Origin of the sequence: Pseudoalteromonas sp. NCIMB 1079, from assembly GCF_040567695.1 — a bacterium.
GTDB classification, from domain to species: Bacteria; Pseudomonadota; Gammaproteobacteria; order Enterobacterales; family Alteromonadaceae; genus Pseudoalteromonas; species Pseudoalteromonas distincta.
Window position 1 is genome coordinate 596,826 of sequence record NZ_JBEWZA010000002.1, and the last position, 20,319, is coordinate 617,144.

At 39.4% G+C, this 20,319-nt stretch carries 17 protein-coding genes; 10 read left to right on the top strand and 7 right to left on the bottom strand.

The genetic code is table 11. The features are described 5' to 3' along the window. Window positions 1-111: 111 nt before the first annotated feature. A complete protein-coding gene (gene ahpC, locus ABX891_RS19335; RefSeq protein ID WP_007581822.1) occupies window positions 112-681 on the bottom strand; it encodes an alkyl hydroperoxide reductase subunit C in 570 nt (189 codons plus the stop codon). A gap of 282 nt (window positions 682-963) precedes the next feature. Here ahpC and ABX891_RS19340 point away from each other — a divergent pair, with 282 nt between their 5' ends. The 3 genes from ABX891_RS19340 (at window position 964) to ABX891_RS19350 (ending at window position 2,671) form a co-directional block, all read left to right on the top strand. Beyond that, window positions 964-1,383, top strand: a complete 420-nt coding sequence (locus tag ABX891_RS19340) for a DUF3429 domain-containing protein (protein ID WP_165725021.1) — start codon at window positions 964-966, stop codon at window positions 1,381-1,383. A 67-nt stretch (window positions 1,384-1,450) separates the two neighbouring features. Further along, entirely contained in the window at window positions 1,451-1,852 is a 402-nt protein-coding gene (locus tag ABX891_RS19345; protein WP_354630415.1) for a hypothetical protein, read from the top strand. Between the two features lie 3 nt (window positions 1,853-1,855). Beyond that, the gene (locus ABX891_RS19350) at window positions 1,856-2,671 is read left to right on the top strand and encodes a class I SAM-dependent methyltransferase (protein ID WP_165723378.1); all 816 of its coding nucleotides are present in this window, start codon (window positions 1,856-1,858) and stop codon (window positions 2,669-2,671) included. Between the two features lie 27 nt (window positions 2,672-2,698). Here ABX891_RS19350 and ABX891_RS19355 read toward each other — a convergent pair whose 3' ends face one another. Continuing rightward, complete coding sequence (locus tag ABX891_RS19355; RefSeq protein ID WP_354630416.1) at window positions 2,699-4,303, bottom strand: GMC family oxidoreductase; 1,605 nt, start codon at window positions 4,301-4,303, stop codon at window positions 2,699-2,701. A 102-nt stretch (window positions 4,304-4,405) separates the two neighbouring features. Here ABX891_RS19355 and ABX891_RS19360 point away from each other — a divergent pair, with 102 nt between their 5' ends. The 4 genes from ABX891_RS19360 (at window position 4,406) to ABX891_RS19375 (ending at window position 8,706) form a co-directional block, all read left to right on the top strand. Then, entirely contained in the window at window positions 4,406-5,416 is a 1,011-nt protein-coding gene (locus ABX891_RS19360) for an AraC family transcriptional regulator (RefSeq protein WP_354630417.1), read from the top strand. Window positions 5,417-5,453: 37 nt separating this feature from the next. After that, window positions 5,454-6,440, top strand: coding sequence for a Gfo/Idh/MocA family protein (locus tag ABX891_RS19365; protein WP_354630418.1), 987 nt, complete (start codon window positions 5,454-5,456; stop codon window positions 6,438-6,440). Between the two features lie 426 nt (window positions 6,441-6,866). After that, on the top strand, window positions 6,867-7,610 hold the full coding sequence (locus tag ABX891_RS19370; protein WP_002960591.1) for a FadR/GntR family transcriptional regulator: 744 nt from the start codon (window positions 6,867-6,869) through the stop codon (window positions 7,608-7,610). 232 nt (window positions 7,611-7,842) lie between these two features. Then, entirely contained in the window at window positions 7,843-8,706 is an 864-nt protein-coding gene (locus tag ABX891_RS19375; protein WP_165723380.1) for an EamA family transporter, read from the top strand. Between the two features lie 81 nt (window positions 8,707-8,787). Here ABX891_RS19375 and ABX891_RS19380 read toward each other — a convergent pair whose 3' ends face one another. Further along, the gene (locus tag ABX891_RS19380; protein WP_354630419.1) at window positions 8,788-9,984 is read right to left on the bottom strand and encodes an MFS transporter; all 1,197 of its coding nucleotides are present in this window, start codon (window positions 9,982-9,984) and stop codon (window positions 8,788-8,790) included. A 73-nt stretch (window positions 9,985-10,057) separates the two neighbouring features. After that, window positions 10,058-11,152 carry an NADH:flavin oxidoreductase/NADH oxidase gene (locus ABX891_RS19385; protein WP_354630420.1) on the bottom strand — a complete coding sequence of 365 codons (1,095 nt, stop codon included), beginning with the start codon at window positions 11,150-11,152 and terminating at the stop codon, window positions 10,058-10,060. Between the two features lie 475 nt (window positions 11,153-11,627). Here ABX891_RS19385 and ABX891_RS19390 point away from each other — a divergent pair, with 475 nt between their 5' ends. Beyond that, window positions 11,628-14,045 carry a TonB-dependent receptor gene (locus tag ABX891_RS19390; RefSeq protein ID WP_354630421.1) on the top strand — a complete coding sequence of 806 codons (2,418 nt, stop codon included), beginning with the start codon at window positions 11,628-11,630 and terminating at the stop codon, window positions 14,043-14,045. 103 nt (window positions 14,046-14,148) lie between these two features. Next, window positions 14,149-15,732, top strand: a complete 1,584-nt coding sequence (locus ABX891_RS19395) for a tetratricopeptide repeat-containing sulfotransferase family protein (RefSeq protein WP_354630422.1) — start codon at window positions 14,149-14,151, stop codon at window positions 15,730-15,732. A gap of 87 nt (window positions 15,733-15,819) precedes the next feature. Here the strand turns inward: ABX891_RS19395 and ABX891_RS19400 are convergent, their stop codons facing one another. The 3 genes from ABX891_RS19400 to ABX891_RS19410 all read right to left on the bottom strand — a co-directional run bounded on the left by ABX891_RS19400 (window position 15,820) and on the right by ABX891_RS19410 (window position 19,268). After that, window positions 15,820-16,722 (bottom strand): TIR domain-containing protein, encoded by a 903-nt coding sequence (locus tag ABX891_RS19400; RefSeq protein WP_354630423.1) that lies wholly within the window; start codon window positions 16,720-16,722, stop codon window positions 15,820-15,822. Window positions 16,723-16,874: 152 nt separating this feature from the next. Further along, the gene (locus ABX891_RS19405) at window positions 16,875-17,609 is read right to left on the bottom strand and encodes a PaeR7I family type II restriction endonuclease (RefSeq protein ID WP_354630424.1); all 735 of its coding nucleotides are present in this window, start codon (window positions 17,607-17,609) and stop codon (window positions 16,875-16,877) included. Continuing rightward, window positions 17,610-19,268 carry an Eco57I restriction-modification methylase domain-containing protein gene (locus tag ABX891_RS19410; RefSeq protein ID WP_354630425.1) on the bottom strand — a complete coding sequence of 553 codons (1,659 nt, stop codon included), beginning with the start codon at window positions 19,266-19,268 and terminating at the stop codon, window positions 17,610-17,612. 415 nt (window positions 19,269-19,683) lie between these two features. Between ABX891_RS19410 and ABX891_RS19415 the strand changes: the two genes are divergently transcribed. Further along, entirely contained in the window at window positions 19,684-20,307 is a 624-nt protein-coding gene (locus ABX891_RS19415) for a tyrosine-type recombinase/integrase (RefSeq protein ID WP_309167998.1), read from the top strand. Window positions 20,308-20,319: the final 12 nt, after the last annotated feature.

The following is a 20,319-nucleotide window of genomic DNA, read 5'->3' on the forward strand; positions in this document are numbered from 1 at the left end:
CCAAATAATGCATGTGCTTAAACAAGTATATTGATATAGGAGGCACCAACAAACGGATGTTCGTTGATTTAAGGGCAGTTACCTGCCCTTATAGTAGGAATAAATCTATACTTAGATTTTACCAACTAGGTCTAGTGAAGGTGCAAGTGTGTCTTCACCTGGCTGCCAAGATGCAGGACAAACTTCACCGTCGTGAGTTGCAATGTATTGTGCAGCTTGTACTTTACGAACAAGTTCTTTAGCGCTACGGCCAATACCTAAATCGTGAGTTTCAATAATTTTAATTTCGCCTTCTGGGTTCATTACAAATGTACCGCGAAGTGCTAAGCCTTCTTCTTCAATCATTACGCCAAAGCTACGAGTAATACGTCCTGTTGGGTCGCCAATCATTGGGTAAGTAATTTTACCAATTGTGTCTGACGTATCGTGCCATGCTTTGTGAGTGAAGTGAGTGTCAGTAGATACTGAGTAAACTTCTACGCCCATTTCTTGAAGTTGTGCGTAATAATCTGCAACATCACCAAGTTCAGTAGGACATACAAATGTAAAGTCTGCTGGGTAAAAGAAGAAGATTGACCATTTACCTAGAACATCTTTTTCAGACAATTCTACAAAGTCACCGTTGTGGTAAGCGGTTGCATTGAATGGTTGTAATTTAGTATTGATTAATGAAGTGCTCATGGTATTTCCTCATCTATATTTAATGTATTTAAAAAGTAATCAACGCTCTCGTTTAAAACGACCTTCTGCGTTGGCTTGGTTAATACAATAAGGCTAATGGATAATTAAATAAAATTGATTGTTTAGATTAAAACAATCGGTTTTTTGGATTGAACTATATAATCATTGTTATCGTAAGCATTATTTGGATTGTAAACGCTGGCGAATTATTAAGATCGCTAATCGCAATACTGCTACAATAGCCGCGCTTCAAATAAGTCATTAAATATAAGGCACGCCGTAATGGAAAAATTTTTTAACCACATACAACTAGGTTACTTAGGCTTAATCCCGTTTTTAGGGTGTGTGGGTTGGCCACTTATGTTTGGCAGTAATAGCCTTAACTTAGAGTTTTTTACTTTTTACAGTATCGCCATTTTAGCATTTATGGCAGGTAGCTTGTGGCGCGCCGGAGAGCAAAGCTATAGCAATGCAATTAAAGCGGTATTACCTGTTATCCCAGTTCCATTTTTATCATTTTTACCTGTAGAGTGGGCACTGGCTTGGCTAGGTGCTAGTTTTTGGTTAGTACTTATATTTGAAAAAGCCACGCCGCAATGGCAAACCTATCATAAAGATTATCAAAAAATGCGTGTAGTACTTACCTCTGTTGTGTTTGTTTGTCATATCCTTACTATTGGTATGAGTATTTACCCTAAATAGCAGCTGTAAACTTAAATATTGCGTGGTAATAAGGTAATATCCGCGCACTGCTATTTGAGGACACACCATGATTGACCAACTACGCCAACAACTCGATGAACTTGGCGAAAACTACGTAGAAAAAAACGCTGCATTTAAAATCAAAGTGATCCCATTTTTTTGTGCTATTCGCATTAAAAAAGATCATAAAAGCGAAGGTCGTTTAAGCTTTTATTCAAGTCAATTACTCGAAATATTATTAGTCGTCTTATTTTTGCTATTCGGTTTAACACTGTACGATACAGATGCAGGGTTCACTCACGGCCCTATTCATATTGCCTTTGCTATTTTAATTACCTTTAATCTTATTATTAAACAAATCGCAATCGAAGGATTAAAAACCAGACTTGCGTTTCATCGTTTACTAGCAAAAGACTCACAAACAAATAGCGATATAAATAATACTGCTACACACATAAACGCTAAATAAAATATGTATTTAAATCCTCAATGGCGAATACTCACCGTAGGCGATGGCGATTTATCGTTTTCGAACGCTATTTACACCCATCTATCGCCAAAAGTTTTGGTTGCATCCACTTACGATGACCAAACTACTATTGAGCAAAAGTACCAGCACAATGCACTTAGCAACTTAAAAGCGCATAACGTTGAGGTACTTAATAGTTTTGATGTAACAAACCCTGCATGTTGGCAAGCTCTAAGTGAAAACCAGCACAGCTTTGATGTGGTTATTTTTCAGTTTCCGCTTATACCTGCATTTGTTGGCCGTGAAGCATTTGAAAACAACACGCGCCAAACCAGTATGAACGTATTAAACCGCGCTTTACTGCACCAATTTATTAAATACGCTAACGAATACGCGCTTGATAAAAATGGGCCAATGCTTTGTTACATCACCTCAAAGGATGTAAAACCTTATCGTGAGTGGAATATAGAAGGGAGTTTAAATAACGGTTTAACCGCAGATTATTTAGGCCAAATCCCATTTGATATTAGCCATTTTGAAGGTTATAAAATTCGTAATGTTGACCGCGATAAACACGTTAAAGACACAAGCGGCATAACTTACGTTTTCAGCCCAAAAAGTCTCGATAAACATACTAGCGAATTAAGCTCACGCCTTACAAAGCCTGCATACTTAACATCTAACCATTGCCCCCTATGCCGCGTTGGGCCTTATGTGGCAAGCGAGGACGAAGCCAAGCATCTAAACGCTAAAAAGCATCAGCAAATGCTACATCTTGAAAGCGATTGGCAACAATGGCTAAATGAGTTTTATCGCTAATTAATAGCCCTACTACAGTTTATTTAATTACACGTTTTCGTGTTTAATTAAATCAGCCGCTTTTTCAGCAATCGCAATTACCGGCGCATTTGTGTTGCCGGTAATAATAGTAGGCATAATCGACGCATCAACTACGCGTAAGTTACTCACCCCGTGTACTCGTAAATTAGTATCTACCACTGCCATTGAGTCTTGCCCCATTTTACATGTCCCTACTGGGTGATACTCGGTATCTGCAGTTTGGCGTATAAACTCAATTAGCTGCTCATCATTATTTATATCAAGCGGGTAGAGCATTTTACCGCGTATGTTATCAAAAGCGTTGCTTTGCATAATAGCGAGTGTTTTTTTAAGGCCTGCAAGCATTACAGTTAAATCATCTGGGTGGCTTAAATAATTAGGGTCTATAAGCGGTGCACTACGCGGGTTGTTATCGGCTAATGTAATAGTACCTCGGCTTTTGGGGCGCATAATACTGCTGTGTATACTGTAACCATGCCCAGTGTGTAATTTACGACTATGATCGTCCACCAGCCCAATTACAAATTCTAGCTGCACATCGGGCGCTGGCGAGCCTTCAAATAATTTAATAAACGCGTGCGACTCTGCAAAATTACTGGTTAATCGCCCTTCTCGTTTACTAAACCAGTTAACGCATCCTTTTAAAATGCTGGCAATGCCAAGCGGGCTTATACCAAATGTGCCTTTACTTGTTTTTGATTTATAAAGTGGCACTACCGTTAAGTGATCCTGTAAATTAGCGCCAACACCTTCAAGTACGTGCTGAACCTTAATGTTATGTGCACTTAACTGCTCTTTTGGGCCAATACCCGAAAGCATTAATATTTGCGGCGAATTAATAGAGCCAGCACTGAGTATTACCTCTTTTTTAGCACGTAAATTAATAACCTCCTTATTACGCCCTATTTGCACGCCTTGCGTTATCTTATTAGCTATATTTATTTTATTAACGTGGCTATGGGTTAATACCGTTAAATTCGGGCGGTTTAAATGCGGTGTTAAATATGCTTTTGCTGCACTACAACGCTCGCCATTGTGCTGAGTTACCTGCGATAAACGCGCGCCGCTTTGCTCTTTACCATTTATATCGTCGCTTAAATTAACGCCCTGCTCAGCACAGGCATTTAAAAAATATTGGTTTACATTGCTTGGGTTACTTAGCTCTTGTATATGTAGCGGGCCTTTTATTCCGTGCAGCTCATTATTTATAAACGCTTTATTGTTCTCAGCTTTAATAAAGTACGGGAGTAAACTCTCAAAATCCCATCCCGTATTGCCATTAGCAGCCCATTGGTCGTAATCGTATTTGTTACCGCGAATATAAACCATTGCATTGGTAGAGCTTGACCCACCCAATACTTTGCCGCGCGGCACAAAACCACAGCGGTTATTAAGCTCTTTTTGTGGCACCGTATTGTAATGCCAGCTATTTATGCCATAAGGCACACTCGCTGCTATGCCAGCTGGCATTTGCACAAATGCACTTTTATCGCTGCCGCCAGCTTCAATTAAACACACACTGACATTTTCATCCTCAGACAATCGCGATGCCATAACGCAGCCGCCACTGCCTGCGCCAATCACAATGTAATCAAATGTTGTATTGTTCATGGTGTACCTTAATAAAAGTTTTAAACGGCCTTAACAGTAATAGTGCATAGAAAAACCCAATAAAACTTGATATTTTTAGACATCACTTATTTGGGGTTAACCATGAGCAGCCTAATCAGAGCCACGTCATTACAAGGTATAGACACGCTAATTAGCGAATTTGGCGGCGATCCGCATGAAATAATGCAAAGCTGTAATATTAGTAACGTTGACTTTAAAAATCTCGACAACCAATATTTACCTTATCGAGATTACGCTGAGCTTTTAGAATACTGTGCTTGTAAGTTCAATTGCTCTAGTTTTGGCCTTAAGCTCGCAAGTAGACAAAACTTTGATATTTTAGGACATATTGCAATAGCTGCCAAAAGTAGTACTAATTTAGGTGATGCACTTAATTGGGTTATTAAATACCTTCACTTACACAGCCCTGCACTTAGCTTAAATTCGCACCCTTTAGAGAATGATAAAAGCTTGTTTTTATCATTCGAAATTAATTTAAAACCATTACCGCACATAAACCAAGTCATTGAGCTAACCATTGGTTTAGCATTAGCTGTTATTAAAAAGCTGAGTAATAACCGCTGCAAACCAATTAATATATTTTTGCCAAAAAAGTTAAGTACTAATACTCGTGCCTATAACACTTACTTTGGTTGTAACGTTATAGAGCATCGCAACAGCGCTGGCATTGTAATCTCAAAAAGTGATTTAACTCTTGAGCTTGAACACCCTAAACTAAATAAAGTACAAGCAGCGCTAAACTTCTTGGCAAAAAACAAAGAACACACACAACCGTTGCCCAACCAAGTTAGTGCGCTAATTAGGCCTATGCTTCCTATTTATCAATGTAGTAACCAAACTATTTCAGCTGCGCTGGGTATGCACCCGCGTACTCTGCATCGAGAACTTATCAAACATAATACGAGTTTTGTAAAACTAAAAGATGCCACTCGCCGCGCTTTAGCTGCACACTATTTAGCGCAAAACCAATTTACAATCTCAACCATATCTGAGCTTTTAGGATATCAGGAGCAAGCAACACTAAGTGTTAATGTTAAACGCTGGTTTGGATGTTCTCCTCGAGCATATAGAACTAAAAAAATGTTAAACTAAATACTCTTATTATTTTTATTTAAGCTAAGGAGTGAGCATGAACTTTGTTATTGTTGGCACCAATTTTATTAGCGACACATTGTTAGCCGCTGCAAATACGTTAAACGATTTTAATTTATATGGGGTGTGCTCGCGCGCAGTATCTAGCGGCGAAGCATTTTTAGCCAAACACCCACAAAATGCACAAGCAAAAATTTTCACCTCAATCGAGCAAGTTTGCCAAGATCAAAATGTCGATGCTGTCTACATAGCCGCCCCTAATAGCTTACACAAACAATATGCCGTTATGTGTCTAGAAGCGGGTAAACATGTCCTTGGCGAAAAACCATCAGCTGCCAATTCTAAAGAGCTTGCAAGCATTATAGCTACAGCAAAAAAGCATCAGCGCCTTTACATGGAAGCCATGATGACCACTCACTTGCCTAACTATGAACAGCTACAACAGGCAATAGTAAAAATTGGCACACCACGTAAATATATTGGCCAGTACAGCCAATACTCATCGCGTTACGATAAGTATAAAAATGGAGAACGCCCAAACACATTTTTACCCGAGTTTGCAAATGGTGCTTTAGTTGATTTAGGGATTTACCCGCTGTATTTATTAATTGCACTTTGGGGGGCACCAAAAAGCGTGAGTGCCAGTGGCGTATTGCTCGATACTGGTGTAGATGGTGCGGGCGATGTATTACTAAACTATGCAGATAAACAAGCCGTTATTAGTTACTCCAAAATATCGCAAGGCGACAACATAACCGAAATACAAGGCGAGCTTGGGCGCATACGTATAGAAGCCGTATCGCAACTTAAAAAAGTGGAATTTATTGCTAATAATGGTGATGTAGAGATTATATCCCAGCCGTTTGATGAGCACTTTATGAAATACGAAGTTGAGCATTTCATGTCATTAGTGAAGCAAAATATCCTTGAGTCACCTGTTAATACGCACATTTTAGCCAGTAACGTAATGAGCGTTCTTGATGAAGCGCGCAAACAGCTTGGGGTTGTGTACCCTAACGACTAATTAAATAAAATATGGGCGTTAACCAACGACAGCTAACGCCCAGAAGAAAGCTTAAATAGCTCTCGTACAATGACACATTTTACAAAACACTTTAAAATAGCGATCCCCATCCATGGGCAATCAAATACTTCTACAACAAACTTAACACTGACAACCCAACTCGGTTTATTACCAATATTTATTACTCAATAACCTTAAATCTAACCTAACACATAAAAACATTACCAATCAAGCTGGCCAATTACATTATTTTAAACTAAATTGGTGATACAAGAATGCAACCGTTGGTGTATAGTGGTTTTAACCCTAACATCGCGTTAGAATTTTGACATAATAGTGAATTTTAAGGTAACCTCTGATATTAACAGTTGGTTTTGACTTATAGGCCCCAGAGGCCATTATTCCTTAAGGTAATGAAGGTAAAGTATGGGTAATCGTCGCTTATTTTGGCGCATAGTTGATAAAATTGAGTCTTTAATAAATCAAGGCGAATTTTCTGCTGGGAGTCGTTTACCACCTGAACGTGAACTTGCAGAAATGTTTGATGTAAGCCGCCCTACCATTAGAGAAGCTATTATCGCATTAGAAGTACGTGGCCGAGTTGAAGTTAAAACTGGCTCTGGTGTTTACGTAGTAGAACAAAAAAATGCATCTATAAAATCAAAAGAGATCAGTGCATTTGAACTTACTCAAGCTCGCGCATTAATTGAAGGCGAAATTGCCGCTTTAGCTGCTCAAAGCATTACAGAAGAAGAACTAGAGCAACTAAATAAAACATTAATTGCTATGGAAAAAGGCCTGTATGTTGAGCAAGCCGACCGTGAGTTTCACGAAATTATAGCTAGAGCAACGCGCAATAAAGCACTTGAATTTGCAGTGTCTAACTTGTGGGATTTACGTTTAACAAACCCACAAATTGTTGCTGACTATGGCAGTGTGTGTAAAAACAATAACGAATGCGTTATGGACGAACACACCGCTATTTATACAGCCCTAAAGTCGCATGATGCAAATGCAGCGCGCAGTGCAATGCACAAACATTTTAACCGCTTAATTAATGCTTTATTTGACGCTGTAGAATCGCGTGCACTTGAAGAAATTAAACGCAAAAATGATGAAAAACGAGGCCTCTACTCGCTTGATGGCTTAGTTAATAAAAGTGCCCACTAAGGCCTTTTAACCAACTGATTAAAGTTAGTAAACGCCTGTTTGCTAACTTTACCTCTTACTTTATTTACCTTCCCTATTTAATATACTTTTTATTGCACTATTTTTGGTCGCAAACACTTACCTATAAATTTAAAAAAAGATACTATGCCGCCATTAATATCGGAGGGGTTTAGCTTTTATACTCCCTGCATTACATAACTAATTGATAGAGTTACTCAACTCAAGGAAAATAATGCATTCATCTACGAAAGAACTCTTACTCGCTGTTTTTTGTATATTGCTCGCTATGGTAACTATCCAATCTGGTGCCTCGCTTGCCAAGCAACTCTTCCCTATTGTAGGCCCTGAAGGGACTACTGCACTGCGTTTAGGTTTTTCTGCCACTATTTTATGCCTGATTTTTAAACCGTGGAAACACTTACCTGCCGCAGGCCAACGATTTCCTATTTTAATTTACGGCCTGAGCCTCGGCGGTATGAACATTTTGTTTTATTACGCCATAGAGCGTATTCCACTGGGTATTGGCGTTGCACTTGAATTTACCGGCCCATTAGCAGTTGCATTATTTTCATCGCGCCGTAAGCGTGATCTATTTTGGGTAGGCTGTGCTATTGCGGGCATTTTATTATTACTGCCTGATATGAAAGGCCAAGAAAGCCTAGATCCGGTTGGCGTTATATTGGCGCTTGCCGCTGGTGCATGTTGGGCAGGTTATATTCTTTTTGGTAAAAAAACCGGTAATCAAGGCTCTGGTGGTGCAACTGTGGCTATGGGTATGACTATTTCGGCCATTGTACTTGTGCCCTATGGCGGAATTTTGCAAGCCTCTTCATTCAGTTGGGATATTATTCCGTTAGGTATTGCTATTGCAGTACTCTCAAGCGCCCTGCCGTATACCCTAGAAATGATCACTTTGCGTAATATGTCGTCGCAAGGCTTTAGTATTATGATGAGTTTAGAGCCCGCAATTGCAGCATTAGCCGGATTACTCATATTAGGCGAACTATTGTCTATTTGGCAGTGGCTGGCAATATTACTGGTAATTATTGCCTCTGTTGGTAGCTCGTTTTCAAACGCAAAAAAACAGACTACTTAGTTAACTACCAAATAACCTAAATAATCTAAATAAAGTCACCACGCAACATGGTGACTTTATTATGTTGTATCCGGTAATTTTTTAACTCACAGCCTTACTTGGCTTTTTAGTTGTAACCAAATAGCCAATCAACGAAATAAGCGGCATGCCCGTCGCGACCAGAGCAATACCTGTCCACCCGCACGCTTCATATAATGGGCTGGCAATAAGCGAGCCTACTGCGCCACCTACAAATATACTCGTCATGTAAATAGCGTTTAAACGCGCACGGCTTTGCGGCTCTAGTGCATACACTGCACGTTGACCCAATACCATATTGGCCTGCACAGCAAAATCAATAAATACACCGGTTAATGCCAATACTATAATGCCGTAAGGTAGCTCAAATAAACTTGGTAAAAAGCACACTGCTGCAATTACTTTGGCCAGTAACGATACCTGATGTGTATAGCCTTTATCTGCCAAGCGACCAACAATGGGGGCAGCTACAGCACCTGCCGCACCCACTAATGCAAACAATGCTATTTCTGATTGCGATAAACCATACTCACGGGCAAGCACAACCGGTACGCTCGTCCAAAATAAACTGAACGATGCAAACATTAATGCTTGAAAAAGTGAACGTTGGCGCAGCACTGGTTGGCTAATCATTAACTGTTTAAGCGATTTTAATAACTTAAAATACGTTGTTTTATGGGTAGGTTGCCTGCTTGGAATAGCACAATAAATCACGCCTGCAATAAACACCATACACCCTGCTGCAAAGTAAAATACAGCACGCCAACCAAAGTGATCGGCTATTAAGCTCGATATTGGCCTTGCAAGCAAAATACCTAACAGCAAACCTGCCATAATATTACCAAGCACCTGTCCGCGTTTTTCATCCGACGATAAATGCGCAGCAAGCGGAATAAGAACCTGAACAGACACCGAGCTTATACCTATCATCAAACATAAAATAAGCATTACATTAGGTGAATCAGCCAATGCCGTACCCACTAAACTTAAAAACGACACAGCGAGCGTTATAAGCATTAAGCGTTTGTTTTCTATTAAGTCAGCTAAAGGCACTAAAAAAAACAAACCTAAGGCATAACCTATTTGTGTAAGCGATACGATAAGGCTGGCACTATGCGAGCTTAACCCCACCTCTGGTGCTAGTAACTCAATGATAGGTTGAGCGTAGTAAATATTGGCAACAATAAGGCCGCAGCACAAAGCAATAATAGTGACGAGTGTATTGCTAAGTGGTTGTGGTGAAACGCCTGTTTGGGTCATGTGTATCCTACTTTACAAAAATAATAAAACCCAACCAGCAAACGCTGATTGGGTTTTTACAAAAAACTAAACTTTACTTAATTGGGGATGGCTGCCCATGTGGGCTTGAGCGTAAATACTGTTTAGGTGCAGTCACTGTAGCACCAAGCTCTGCAGCAACATGCCACGGCCAATGCGGGTTATATAAAATACCACGCGCAAGTGCTACGCCATCGGCTTGCTGCTCACTAATAATATCTTCGGCTTGTTGCGCCTCAGTGATTAAACCAACGGCTATTACAGGCATTTTAACAACGTTTTTTATCGCTGTTGCAAATGGCACCTGAAAATTAGGTTTTACTGGTATTTGTTGCTCAGGGCTTAAACCCGCCGTACTTACATGAATAAAATCACAGCCGAGTTCATCAAGCGCTTTACTAAGCACTATCGATTGCTCTAAATCCCAGCCGCCTTCAACCCAATCGGTTGCCGAGATACGCACACCCACTGCTTTTTCACTTGGGAATACCGCGCGTACTGCTTTAAATACCTCAAGCAATAAGCGCATTCTGTTTTCTAGGCTACCACCGTAGTTGTCATCGCGCTTGTTTGAAAGTGGCGACAAAAACTGGTGTAACAGGTAACCGTGCGCACCATGTAGCTCGATTAAATCAAGGCCGAGTTCATCAGCGCGTTTAGCTGCACTGACAAAGTCTTCAATTAGTGAGTCAATATCGGATTGGCTCATTGCTTTTGGTACTGGGCTGTTAGCGTCGTACGCAATTGCCGAAGGGGCGAGCGTTTGCCAGCCATTAACATCATCAGGTGCAATGGCATCGCCACCGTCCCATGGTTTTTCAGTTGATGCTTTGCGCCCAGCATGCGCTAACTGAATACCAATAGGCATAGGGCTGTATTGCCTTACTGCTTTTAGGCTTTTGTCTAGTGCTTGTTGAGTTTCGTTATTCCAAAGCCCTAAATCGCCATAGCTAATACGCCCTTCTGGGTTTACTGCTGTTGCTTCTAAAATAAGTAATCCTGCACCACTTAAACTCAATTGGCCCAAATGAATAGTATGCCAATCGCTAGCAGCGCCATTGTTTGCTGAATACTGGCACATGGGTGCAATAATAATACGGTTATCTAACGTTACTTGCCCAAGTGATAAAGGCGAAAATAGTTGGCTCATTGTTAATCCTTAAAAACACGCACAAAAAAGTGCGAACAAAACAAAAAAAAGAATACGAAGCGGCAATCAAACACGCTCACTCAATAACTTACACAGTTACTTATAATTCCGACTTAACACTCTTAATGGGGATAAAAATATACTTTAATAGTGCTGATAAAAGCATAACTAATAACATTATAAACTATCAATTTTAATGTAATAATTTGTTTAACGAGCACATCATAAAGCCATTTTTAAAAAATGAATGACTATTTACCTTTAAACAAGAGTGCGATTTTTAACCTAGCTGTACCTAATAGGACTAAGCTATTGCTTATATTGCCTATTAACTAAATACCCCCCACAAACAAAATATATTTATTCTATAAAAGTGAATTAAAATTCAATTTAAATATTCCAAGCTACTTCACTCCCTGATAAACTGCTAACTTAATTTACTAATGTAAAACATTTGAACCGGGGATCACTTTTTATGTTTAAACCAAGCTTGTTAACCTTGGCTATTTCGAGCGCTGTTTCTAGCGTATTTTTATTGCCTAATGCCGCACTTGCTCAAGAAGAAGTTGCAGCTAAAAACAAATCACTCGAAGTAATCGAAGTTACAGCAACAAGGCGCAGCGGCTCTGTGCAAAATGCACCGCTAAATATTACAGCCCTTGATGCAGATATTATGAAAGATCAAAATATCAATGAGCTTGCCGATGTAGCGCGCTGGGTACCTGGTTTAACAATTACCGATCAAGGTGGTCGCTCAGGCTCGCCTATTATTGTTCGTGGTTTAAATACCAATTCATCTGGTCCATCATCAGATGGCGGCACGGTATCTACTTACATTAACGAAATTCCGGTTTCGGTAGATATGCGCCTAGTAGATATTGAGCGTGTTGAAGTATTAATTGGGCCACAAGGCACCTTATATGGTGCAGGCACATTAGGCGGTGCAATTCGTTACATGCTTAAACAACCTGAGCTTGATTTTACATCGCTTGAAGTTTACGGCGACCTGTTTCAAACAAAAGAAAGTGACTCTCTAGGTGGCGAAGGTGGTTTTATATTTAACCTTCCTATTATCGAAGATAAATTAGCGGTACGCGCCAGCTTAAATGTATATGAAGATCCGGGTTTTATCGATTACGGCTATGTAGTACGTGAACCTGGCGTATCGTTGCCAGATCCAGATTGGAGCGACAGCTCAGCAGTTAATAACAACCTTAAAAATGTAAAAGACGCCAACGGCGAAACCACCACAACAGGTCGTATTTCCGTACGCTTTAAACCAAATGAATCGTTTGAAGGTACGCTAAACTACTTTTACCAAAACCAAGACAGCGAAGGCCGCTCGATTGTTCATTACAACAGCCTTAATGCAAACAACGGTTTAAGCGACGTAATAGGTAAATACGAATCGGCTTATCGCTTTGAAGAGCCGCGCGAGAAAAAAGATCAATTACTAAGCCTCGAACTAAAAGCCGACCTAGGTTTTGCAGAGCTAGTATCGGCAACCGGTATTTCGAGCTTTGATGCCGACGGTCAACGCGATCAAACAGACTTACTAATTCGTCTTGATTACGGTTATGAAGAGTTTCCTTCGTTTTCAACGTTTACCCGTGAAATTGACGAAGAAGATACCTTTACTCAAGAAATTCGCTTAGTGTCGCAAGGCGACAGCGACTTTAACTGGATTGTGGGTGGCTTTTACAACAAAACAGAAACCGAAGCATCAAGCCGAGAGTTTACCCCTGGGTTTGACCAATTCGCTATCGATAACTTTGGTGGCGAGCAGCTAAGACCTGACTCATTAGAATACTTAGAGCTTACAAAAAGTACCGTCACTGAGTCTGCACTATTTGGTGAAGTTGGCTACCAAGTTACCGACAAATTAGATGTGACCATTGGTGCCCGTTTTTACAAATACGATATAGAGTCGCAAGCGGCTTTTGACTTTCCTCTAGCCAATACATTGTATGGTGGAGTAGATCCTGACAAAATTACCGTTGCATACGAAAAAGACGAAGCAGGCGATAACGGTAACTTATTTAAATTTAATGCTAAATACCAGTTCACTGACTCAGTAATGGGCTATGTAACAGTAAGCGAAGGCTTTAGAATTGGCGGTTCAAACGGTTTAGTGTCTTGCCCTGATCCAATTGTTGAGGATCAACAAACAGGTTGTGGTAAACCTGACGAATTATTATATGAAGCCGACACCACAACAAACTACGAGCTAGGCTTTAAAAGTACATGGTTTAGAAGCCAGCTACACTTTAACGCCGCGTTATTTAACGTAGATTGGGATGATGCACAAATTACAGGCGCTACAGATATAGGTCAATTAACGTACCTTTCAAACGCAGGCAGCGCTAATGCAAGAGGGGTAGAAATTTCAACCCGTGCTATTTTATCTGACTCGTTTTCAGTTTACGCAACCTATGCTTACACAAAAGCAGAGCTAACATCAGACGCACCATTTTTGTTTAATGCCGATGGTACCGATGGCGCAGAAGACGGCGACCGTTTACCAGGCTCACCTGAAAATCAATTTTCTATGGGTGTAAACTATCAAACAGACGTGTTTAACGACAAAACGCTTGATATTAACTACGGTTTAACCGCGCAAAGCGACGTGCTTTCAAGAGTAGGGCTTCGTGATAACGGCGAAACACTACCAGGTTACAGCTTAAGTAATATATCAGCTAAATTAACAGCTGATGCATGGTCAACTACGCTATATGTTGATAACCTATTCAACAAATACGCGGTTACATCCGTTCGTCGTTCAGATGAAGACATAACATCAGCTAATGGCGCCGACATACAACGTAACTACGGCCATTACATTAATCGCCCGCTTACGGTAGGTGTTAAATTTAACTACAAATTTGAAATATAATTTAAGCGACTTTTAAACAGTCTCACTTTTTAAATACTGTTTTAAGGCTCAAATTTATTTGAGCCTTTTTATTTTCTTTTACAAAATAATAATTACCAAAACCATGCAGCCAAATTTAAAGCAACTTCATCAAAGCGCAATACACTCCCTAAACCAAGGTAAAATAGAGCAAGCACACAAAGCCCTAGTGGAGTTAGTGACACTCAAACCAGACTTTGCTGATGGGTATTTTTTGTTAGCTATGGTTAATTTAACTGTTGGGCAAATACACAAAGCAATAAAGCTCATCGAAAAAGCCCTTACCCTTGGCCAAAGTATTGAATACACCGCGCAACTTGCTAAATGTTACGCACTTACTGGCGAATTACAAAAAGCAAAAAACACCGCACTATCGGTGCCATTAAAGCAAATAACTAAAGCCCTTGATGCCGACACACTCGGCGTTGCACTTACTCAAGCAGGCATTCACGAACACGCACTTAACTACTTTGAGCGCGCTATTACACTGGCTACAGCGGCTAACAAAGCTCAACCTCCGTTTTATTATAACTACGGTGTAAGCGCTAAGTTTTTAGGGCTATTTGATAAAGCCCAACACGCTTTTGAAAATGCCATAGCGCTTAACCCGCTGCACCACCAAAGTCATTTTGCATTAAGTGATTTAACTAAAGTAAGCAAGCAAAACAATCATATTGAGCGCTTAAAAACCGTAGCTGAGCAAATCACTCATCCCGATGCAAAACTACACATTGGCCACGCACTTGCAAAAGAGTACCAAGACATAGGTAAGTTTGATGATGCGTTTAAAAGCCTAGAGCAAGGTAAGGCGGCTAAACGTGCTATGCAGCCGTTTGATCATAAAAGCTCAACCGCATTATTTGAACACATTAAACATTTAAGTGAGCAGCATAAACACGCGCTTACACAAGGTAACCCAACGGCAGAGCCTATTTTTGTATTAGGTATGCCCCGCTCTGGCACCACATTGGTTGAGCGTATTTTATCGAGCCACAGCGACGTACAATCGGCCGGAGAATTACAAGACTTTGGCCTAAGCGTTAAAAAGTTAAGCCAGACTCAAACACCGCATGTACTCGATACTCAAACTCTCACTCAAGCGTATGAGCTTGATTTTAATCAGCTTGGGACAACTTATTTAAACGCGACTCGCGTAATAACAGGCAGCCATAAACACTTTATTGATAAGCTCCCGTTTAACTTTTTTTATATCGATTTAATAACCAAAGCACTGCCAAACGCCAAAATAATTTGTATGCTGCGCGATCCAATGGACACCTGTATTGGCAACTATCGCCAATTATTTACCATTAATAACCCCTACTACGCGTACTCGCTCGACTTACTCGACACAGCAAAATTTTACAGCCGTTTTTACAAACTAATGCAGCACTTTAGTACCCTGCACAGCAATATAAAATTAGTAAAATACGAAGAATTAGTCGCACAGCCCGAGCAACAAATTAAAGAGTTAGTCAGCTTTTGTAACTTAGAGTGGCAGGAGCAATGTATAGATTTTCACTTAAACACCGCACCGGTTTCTACAGCAAGTAAAATGCAAGTACGCCAACCACTTAACAATAAAGCAATTGGGCGCTGGAAAGCATTTAAGCCACATACTAATAAAGCAGTGGAGTACCTTTTAAAACAAGGTATTAGTATTGAGTAAGGGTTTTATAGCTGGGAGTTAAATGAGTGGACTTAGGGGGTAGTCCGCTTTGTGCCATAAGCGGACTGTCGTAACCTTAGACTCTTGTTAGCTACCATTTACACTAAACCCCGCACTAATTAATTCAGCATCTAGTTCATTTTTCCAATTACCCGCAGCATCCATAGATACATATACAACACCACTAATATCATTTGGTGTTTCTACGGTTCCTTTAACAAGTGCAGCAACTCTTGAACGAGATAATTTAGCTATTAAATACCCATGCTCAAAAACTACGTTTTGCCTTGCACGCCATTTATAAGTTAAAGAATCTCTTTTTGCTCCGATATCGCATTCAGTATACAAAACAATACCGAATCCAACGTTACTGTAATGATCGATTTTCTCTATTATCGTTCTACCACCACTAGCTTGAAGGTGAAGAATTATAGGTTCAAGCCCCTTAGATTCAACATAAGCTTTCACATCATTTTTGGCGTGTTCATCATGCCCATGAACGATAAAAACTTGATCTTTATTAAATTCAGAACCATCAGTTGGTGGTTTATTTGGTGCGATAAATTCAGGTACTTCAACTTCACTGGTGTCATCTAGTTTATTTTCAGATAGAGCTCGGTATAAATCTGTATTTTTAACCGCCCAATGAGTTCTATAAAATTCGAAATCATCAATTCCTAATTCAAGGGCTAACTTTTCAATGTCAGCAGGAGGTATAACACCAATACTTTGATCTCTTTCAAAAGTTATGCGGTAGTCTCTGCCCGAGCCTGTTATGTTTACTATTTTGGCGATAAAGGCACCATCGGCATAGTGCTCTTGCATAAAAAGAGCAGGAAAACTTTTAATTTCACGTACTGCATCAGGATTGAGAACCCGATATCTCATTTGAGTTTCAGAATCGGTATATTCCAAAAATCGTGACGAAGATACGACAACTTCATTTTCAGAGTCCGACGGACCAACATATCCTATTATCAGGTTATACATAACTTTCCTTGGTAGCTAACGCCTAAATCAGGTGCGCCGAAGGCGTCACCTGGACTTTCTTGTTATGTGCGATTATAAAAAATATGGGTTTGCTAGCTAATATGTGTAGTTAGCATTTTTCAAATACCACCTTTCATTATGGTTGATCTATATCAGCCATAACTTGCAATAAGGCGACAGTGATTATCCAATTTTGTTAGAAATGTGTTAATACTCGTTTGAGGCGTCAAGTTCCTATATTGTCCTGTAATTGACTGAGATTGATCGGCAATAATTAGTGCTGCTGCCGTGTAAATGTTTTTTAAAACCAATTTTTTACAAAGCAAGTCATATCGTTCTAAGTATGAAACTCCCTGAACTCTAGGATAAATACCCAATGCATTGGGTCGATAAGTTGTACCTCTAATCGTTTCATCTGCAAGAAAGCCAGGCATTACTGGAAAGTGGTTCATATTAATAGATGGAAAGTTACGACTAGCTACAGAATCTTCTACTAGAATCAGGTAGCCTGTAAATATTTCAGCATCAGTTCCAAAAGCTCCTTCTTCGATAGCGGTGTGGAGATCAGTGCCGCTACCAAGAACTTCTTCTGTCCTGTTATTAAAGTTATTCCCAATTGATCCAACTTGAGATTTCAATTCAATAGCTGCAACTAAACGCCCCCTAGAAACGGCGACCACATCCCAGGACTTATGGGGTCTAAAATATCCAGGTAGTTGGGAAGCCTGCTTATTTGTGTGTATTTGTACCTCAGGTATTCCTGAGTGCAAAATAACTGAGTTAATGACTTCAATAAATCCATCTAAAGTTTTTCCACCAAGAACCCCTTGCCCTCCAGATCTAACATTCCAGAAGTTTCTAACCGCATTATTTATCATATTCGACATTTAGTACCCTAGTATCTGTTTTTCACTTTCAGAAAAATTATACAGCGAAAAAACAATTTTCTTAGCCTCTGAAAGATCACCAACTACAGCAGCATTTTCTAGCCGAAGTCTGGTTGTTATGGAAATATTTTTCCATTGTGGTAAACGAATTTTCCTCAAATGTTGCGCTTGAAATCTTAAATTTCCACCTGAAACCTTTGTTGAATATACAGAAACAAACAACTGCCCTAAACCTGATAGGAGAACTGCTTGCAACGCCCTTAAGCTCCAAGATTTTGAACATATATAATAGATTGAGTTATTAGGATGAAATCCTTCACTATATATTACAGTTAGTTGTGATTTTATATCTGGTATTAACAATTTAGCTTTATCAGCACGTTCAGGATATACGCGATCAATAGTTTTAAACCATGCATCCGGTTGCTTTTTAGCAATGTGTCTAGACTTTAGTACCTCGGAATGTATTTCTAGGTATGATTGTAGTTTTGGAAAGCGTTCTAAGTCAATAACACCATTTTCGTCGTAAGTATTAATAAGAAACTGTTGTGCATCTCGGTGATATCCGTCCTTTAGATCTCCAGCCTTCACCATAGGGATTTTACGGCACTGCTCAATATCAAGATTGCCATCTACAACATATACTTTATTATTTCCAGTCGCAGCACCAATGTAAATTTTACAACCAGTATCTTCGATTAATGGAAACTCACTTTCTAATCTATTGATTAACTTTAACTCATCGGGCGAGCCAAACATCCAAGGTTTATCAGAGTTCACAACATCTTTTCTTACAATAGCGCCTTCGAAGTCAACGATATTTCTATTTAATGATCTAGCTACCAAATTAGAGAATAATTCATCAATGTTTGGATTATGAATGATGATGGTTTGTTTATTGCTTTGCTTGGAGATTTGCGTTATTGCTGGGTATGTAAGTACCTCTGCTTTAAAAGCATTTTGCCCATACAAATCGACAAATAGATCAAGTTGATATGAATTGGAAATATATTTTCTCAGGGATGATCCATATCTGTTTTTCGTCCATCGATCTGTACAAATAAAAGAAAGAACACCTTTATTATTGAGTAAGGATAAGGATTTTTCAAAGAATGCAATATAAATATCTGCTCTTTCTTTCATCGTAGAAAATGTTTTTCTATATGCTTTAAGCAGATCTACAGGTATGTTTTCAATTCTGATGTAGGGAGGGTTCCCGATAACATGTGTAAAACGGGACTGCTTTTCCTCAAGTAAAAAGTCAGTATTTTTATACCATTGCTCAACAAGTTCTTTGGAGTCTTCAAAGCTGAAGGTAGAATTTAATATCTCAAGCGTTTTTCTTTTGGCGTTTGAAATATTCTCACTTGAAATGTCATAGGCTGTGACTAATGAATTGAATCTACCGCCATTTACAATCCCGTTTAATGATGCTTTTTTGCAAAGCTCTTTAGCTATTGCTAATACGAAATCACCTTGACCACAAGATGGCTCTAATATTTTTGTTTCCGTAAGCAGTATGGCTTGATCAATTCCTGAGGTCTTAATCATAAAATCAACGATGTTTGGTTTGGTAAATACCTCACCCTTTTCAGCTCCAGAATCACCCCAAGCTAATGCGCATTTAGTTAACAACTCGTTTTCGCTTAAAATATTCACTGGTTCTGCTTAAGCCTTAAATAAATGGTGGGAAATTTTATCATAAAATCCCCATAAATTAGATTTGGCATAAATATATTATGCTGAAGTGATAAGTGGGTGTTACATTATTGCACTCGACAGATGCTCGTTTATCCGAGGAAGCACATAACATCTTTGTCAGGGGCCTCTTTCCCTATGTAGTGCGAAGACATCCTTATTTAGTTAACTTATATTAATAGCAAATACTATAAGTTATTGCCAACTATAAATATTACTCTTCCTCCGGCCTATATAAACATGTAAAAAAGAAGAAAGTTTTCTCTTATTCTTACTAAGTTAATGACAACTTCCCTAGGTGACGGCTTATCGCTCATACCCGAATTGTTTTGTAGCGAGCTAAGCTTAAAACTCCATAAACACCGGAGTACAACTAATGCACCAGTTAACTATATATCAGCCTAAAGAGCCTTGGAATAAAAATAAGCTTGTAGGACAAAAGTTACCTCTAAAATTACAGCAAATATGGGCTATCCGAATACGACTGGAACTTTTTCATAAAATAAGAGATCTAGCGCTATTCAACCTAGCCATAGATAGCAAACTAAGAGGGTGTGATTTAGTATCACTAAAAGTTAATGACATTGCACATGGTAAAACAATCCAATCACGGGCAATAGTCGTTCAAAAAAAGACTGGTATGCCTGTTCAATTTGAAATTACTGGAAACACAAGGAAATCAATTATGGCGCTCATAGAGCAATTTACTCTCAGTTCTTATGATTACTTGTTTAAGTCACGAATTCATTCCTCTGAACATCTTTCAACCCGTCAATATGGACGCATAGTTGATTCTTGGGTCACCTCAATTGGGTTAGATAAGACTCAATATGGCACTCATTCTATGAGACGTACTAAACCATCGCTAATTTACAAAAAAACTAAAAATTTAAGAGCCTGTCAGCTTCTACTTGGCCATAGAAAACTAGAGAGCACTGTCAGATACTTGGGAATAGAAGTTGATGATGCGTTAGAAGTATCAGAACAGATCGATGCTTAAGTATGAACCAAT

Bases quoted from the DNA above. Each gene is read 5' to 3' on its own strand.
- ABX891_RS19360 (WP_354630417.1), top strand. From the start codon at position 4,406: ATGAGCAGCCTAATCAGAGCCACGTCATTACAAGGTATAGACACGCTA.
- ABX891_RS19350 (WP_165723378.1), top strand. From the start codon at position 1,856: ATGTATTTAAATCCTCAATGGCGAATACTCACCGTAGGCGATGGCGAT.
- ABX891_RS19340 (WP_165725021.1), top strand. From the start codon at position 964: ATGGAAAAATTTTTTAACCACATACAACTAGGTTACTTAGGCTTAATC.
- ABX891_RS19345 (WP_354630415.1), top strand. From the start codon at position 1,451: ATGATTGACCAACTACGCCAACAACTCGATGAACTTGGCGAAAACTAC.
- ABX891_RS19375 (WP_165723380.1), top strand. From the start codon at position 7,843: ATGCATTCATCTACGAAAGAACTCTTACTCGCTGTTTTTTGTATATTG.
- ABX891_RS19400 (WP_354630423.1), bottom strand. From the start codon at position 16,722: ATGTATAACCTGATAATAGGATATGTTGGTCCGTCGGACTCTGAAAAT.
- ABX891_RS19415 (WP_309167998.1), top strand. From the start codon at position 19,684: ATGCACCAGTTAACTATATATCAGCCTAAAGAGCCTTGGAATAAAAAT.
- ABX891_RS19390 (WP_354630421.1), top strand. From the start codon at position 11,628: ATGTTTAAACCAAGCTTGTTAACCTTGGCTATTTCGAGCGCTGTTTCT.
- ABX891_RS19370 (WP_002960591.1), top strand. From the start codon at position 6,867: ATGGGTAATCGTCGCTTATTTTGGCGCATAGTTGATAAAATTGAGTCT.
- ABX891_RS19395 (WP_354630422.1), top strand. From the start codon at position 14,149: ATGCAGCCAAATTTAAAGCAACTTCATCAAAGCGCAATACACTCCCTA.
- ABX891_RS19380 (WP_354630419.1), bottom strand. From the start codon at position 9,984: ATGACCCAAACAGGCGTTTCACCACAACCACTTAGCAATACACTCGTC.
- ABX891_RS19355 (WP_354630416.1), bottom strand. From the start codon at position 4,303: ATGAACAATACAACATTTGATTACATTGTGATTGGCGCAGGCAGTGGC.
- ABX891_RS19365 (WP_354630418.1), top strand. From the start codon at position 5,454: ATGAACTTTGTTATTGTTGGCACCAATTTTATTAGCGACACATTGTTA.
- ahpC (WP_007581822.1), bottom strand. From the start codon at position 681: ATGAGCACTTCATTAATCAATACTAAATTACAACCATTCAATGCAACC.
- ABX891_RS19405 (WP_354630424.1), bottom strand. From the start codon at position 17,609: ATGTCGAATATGATAAATAATGCGGTTAGAAACTTCTGGAATGTTAGA.
- ABX891_RS19385 (WP_354630420.1), bottom strand. From the start codon at position 11,152: ATGAGCCAACTATTTTCGCCTTTATCACTTGGGCAAGTAACGTTAGAT.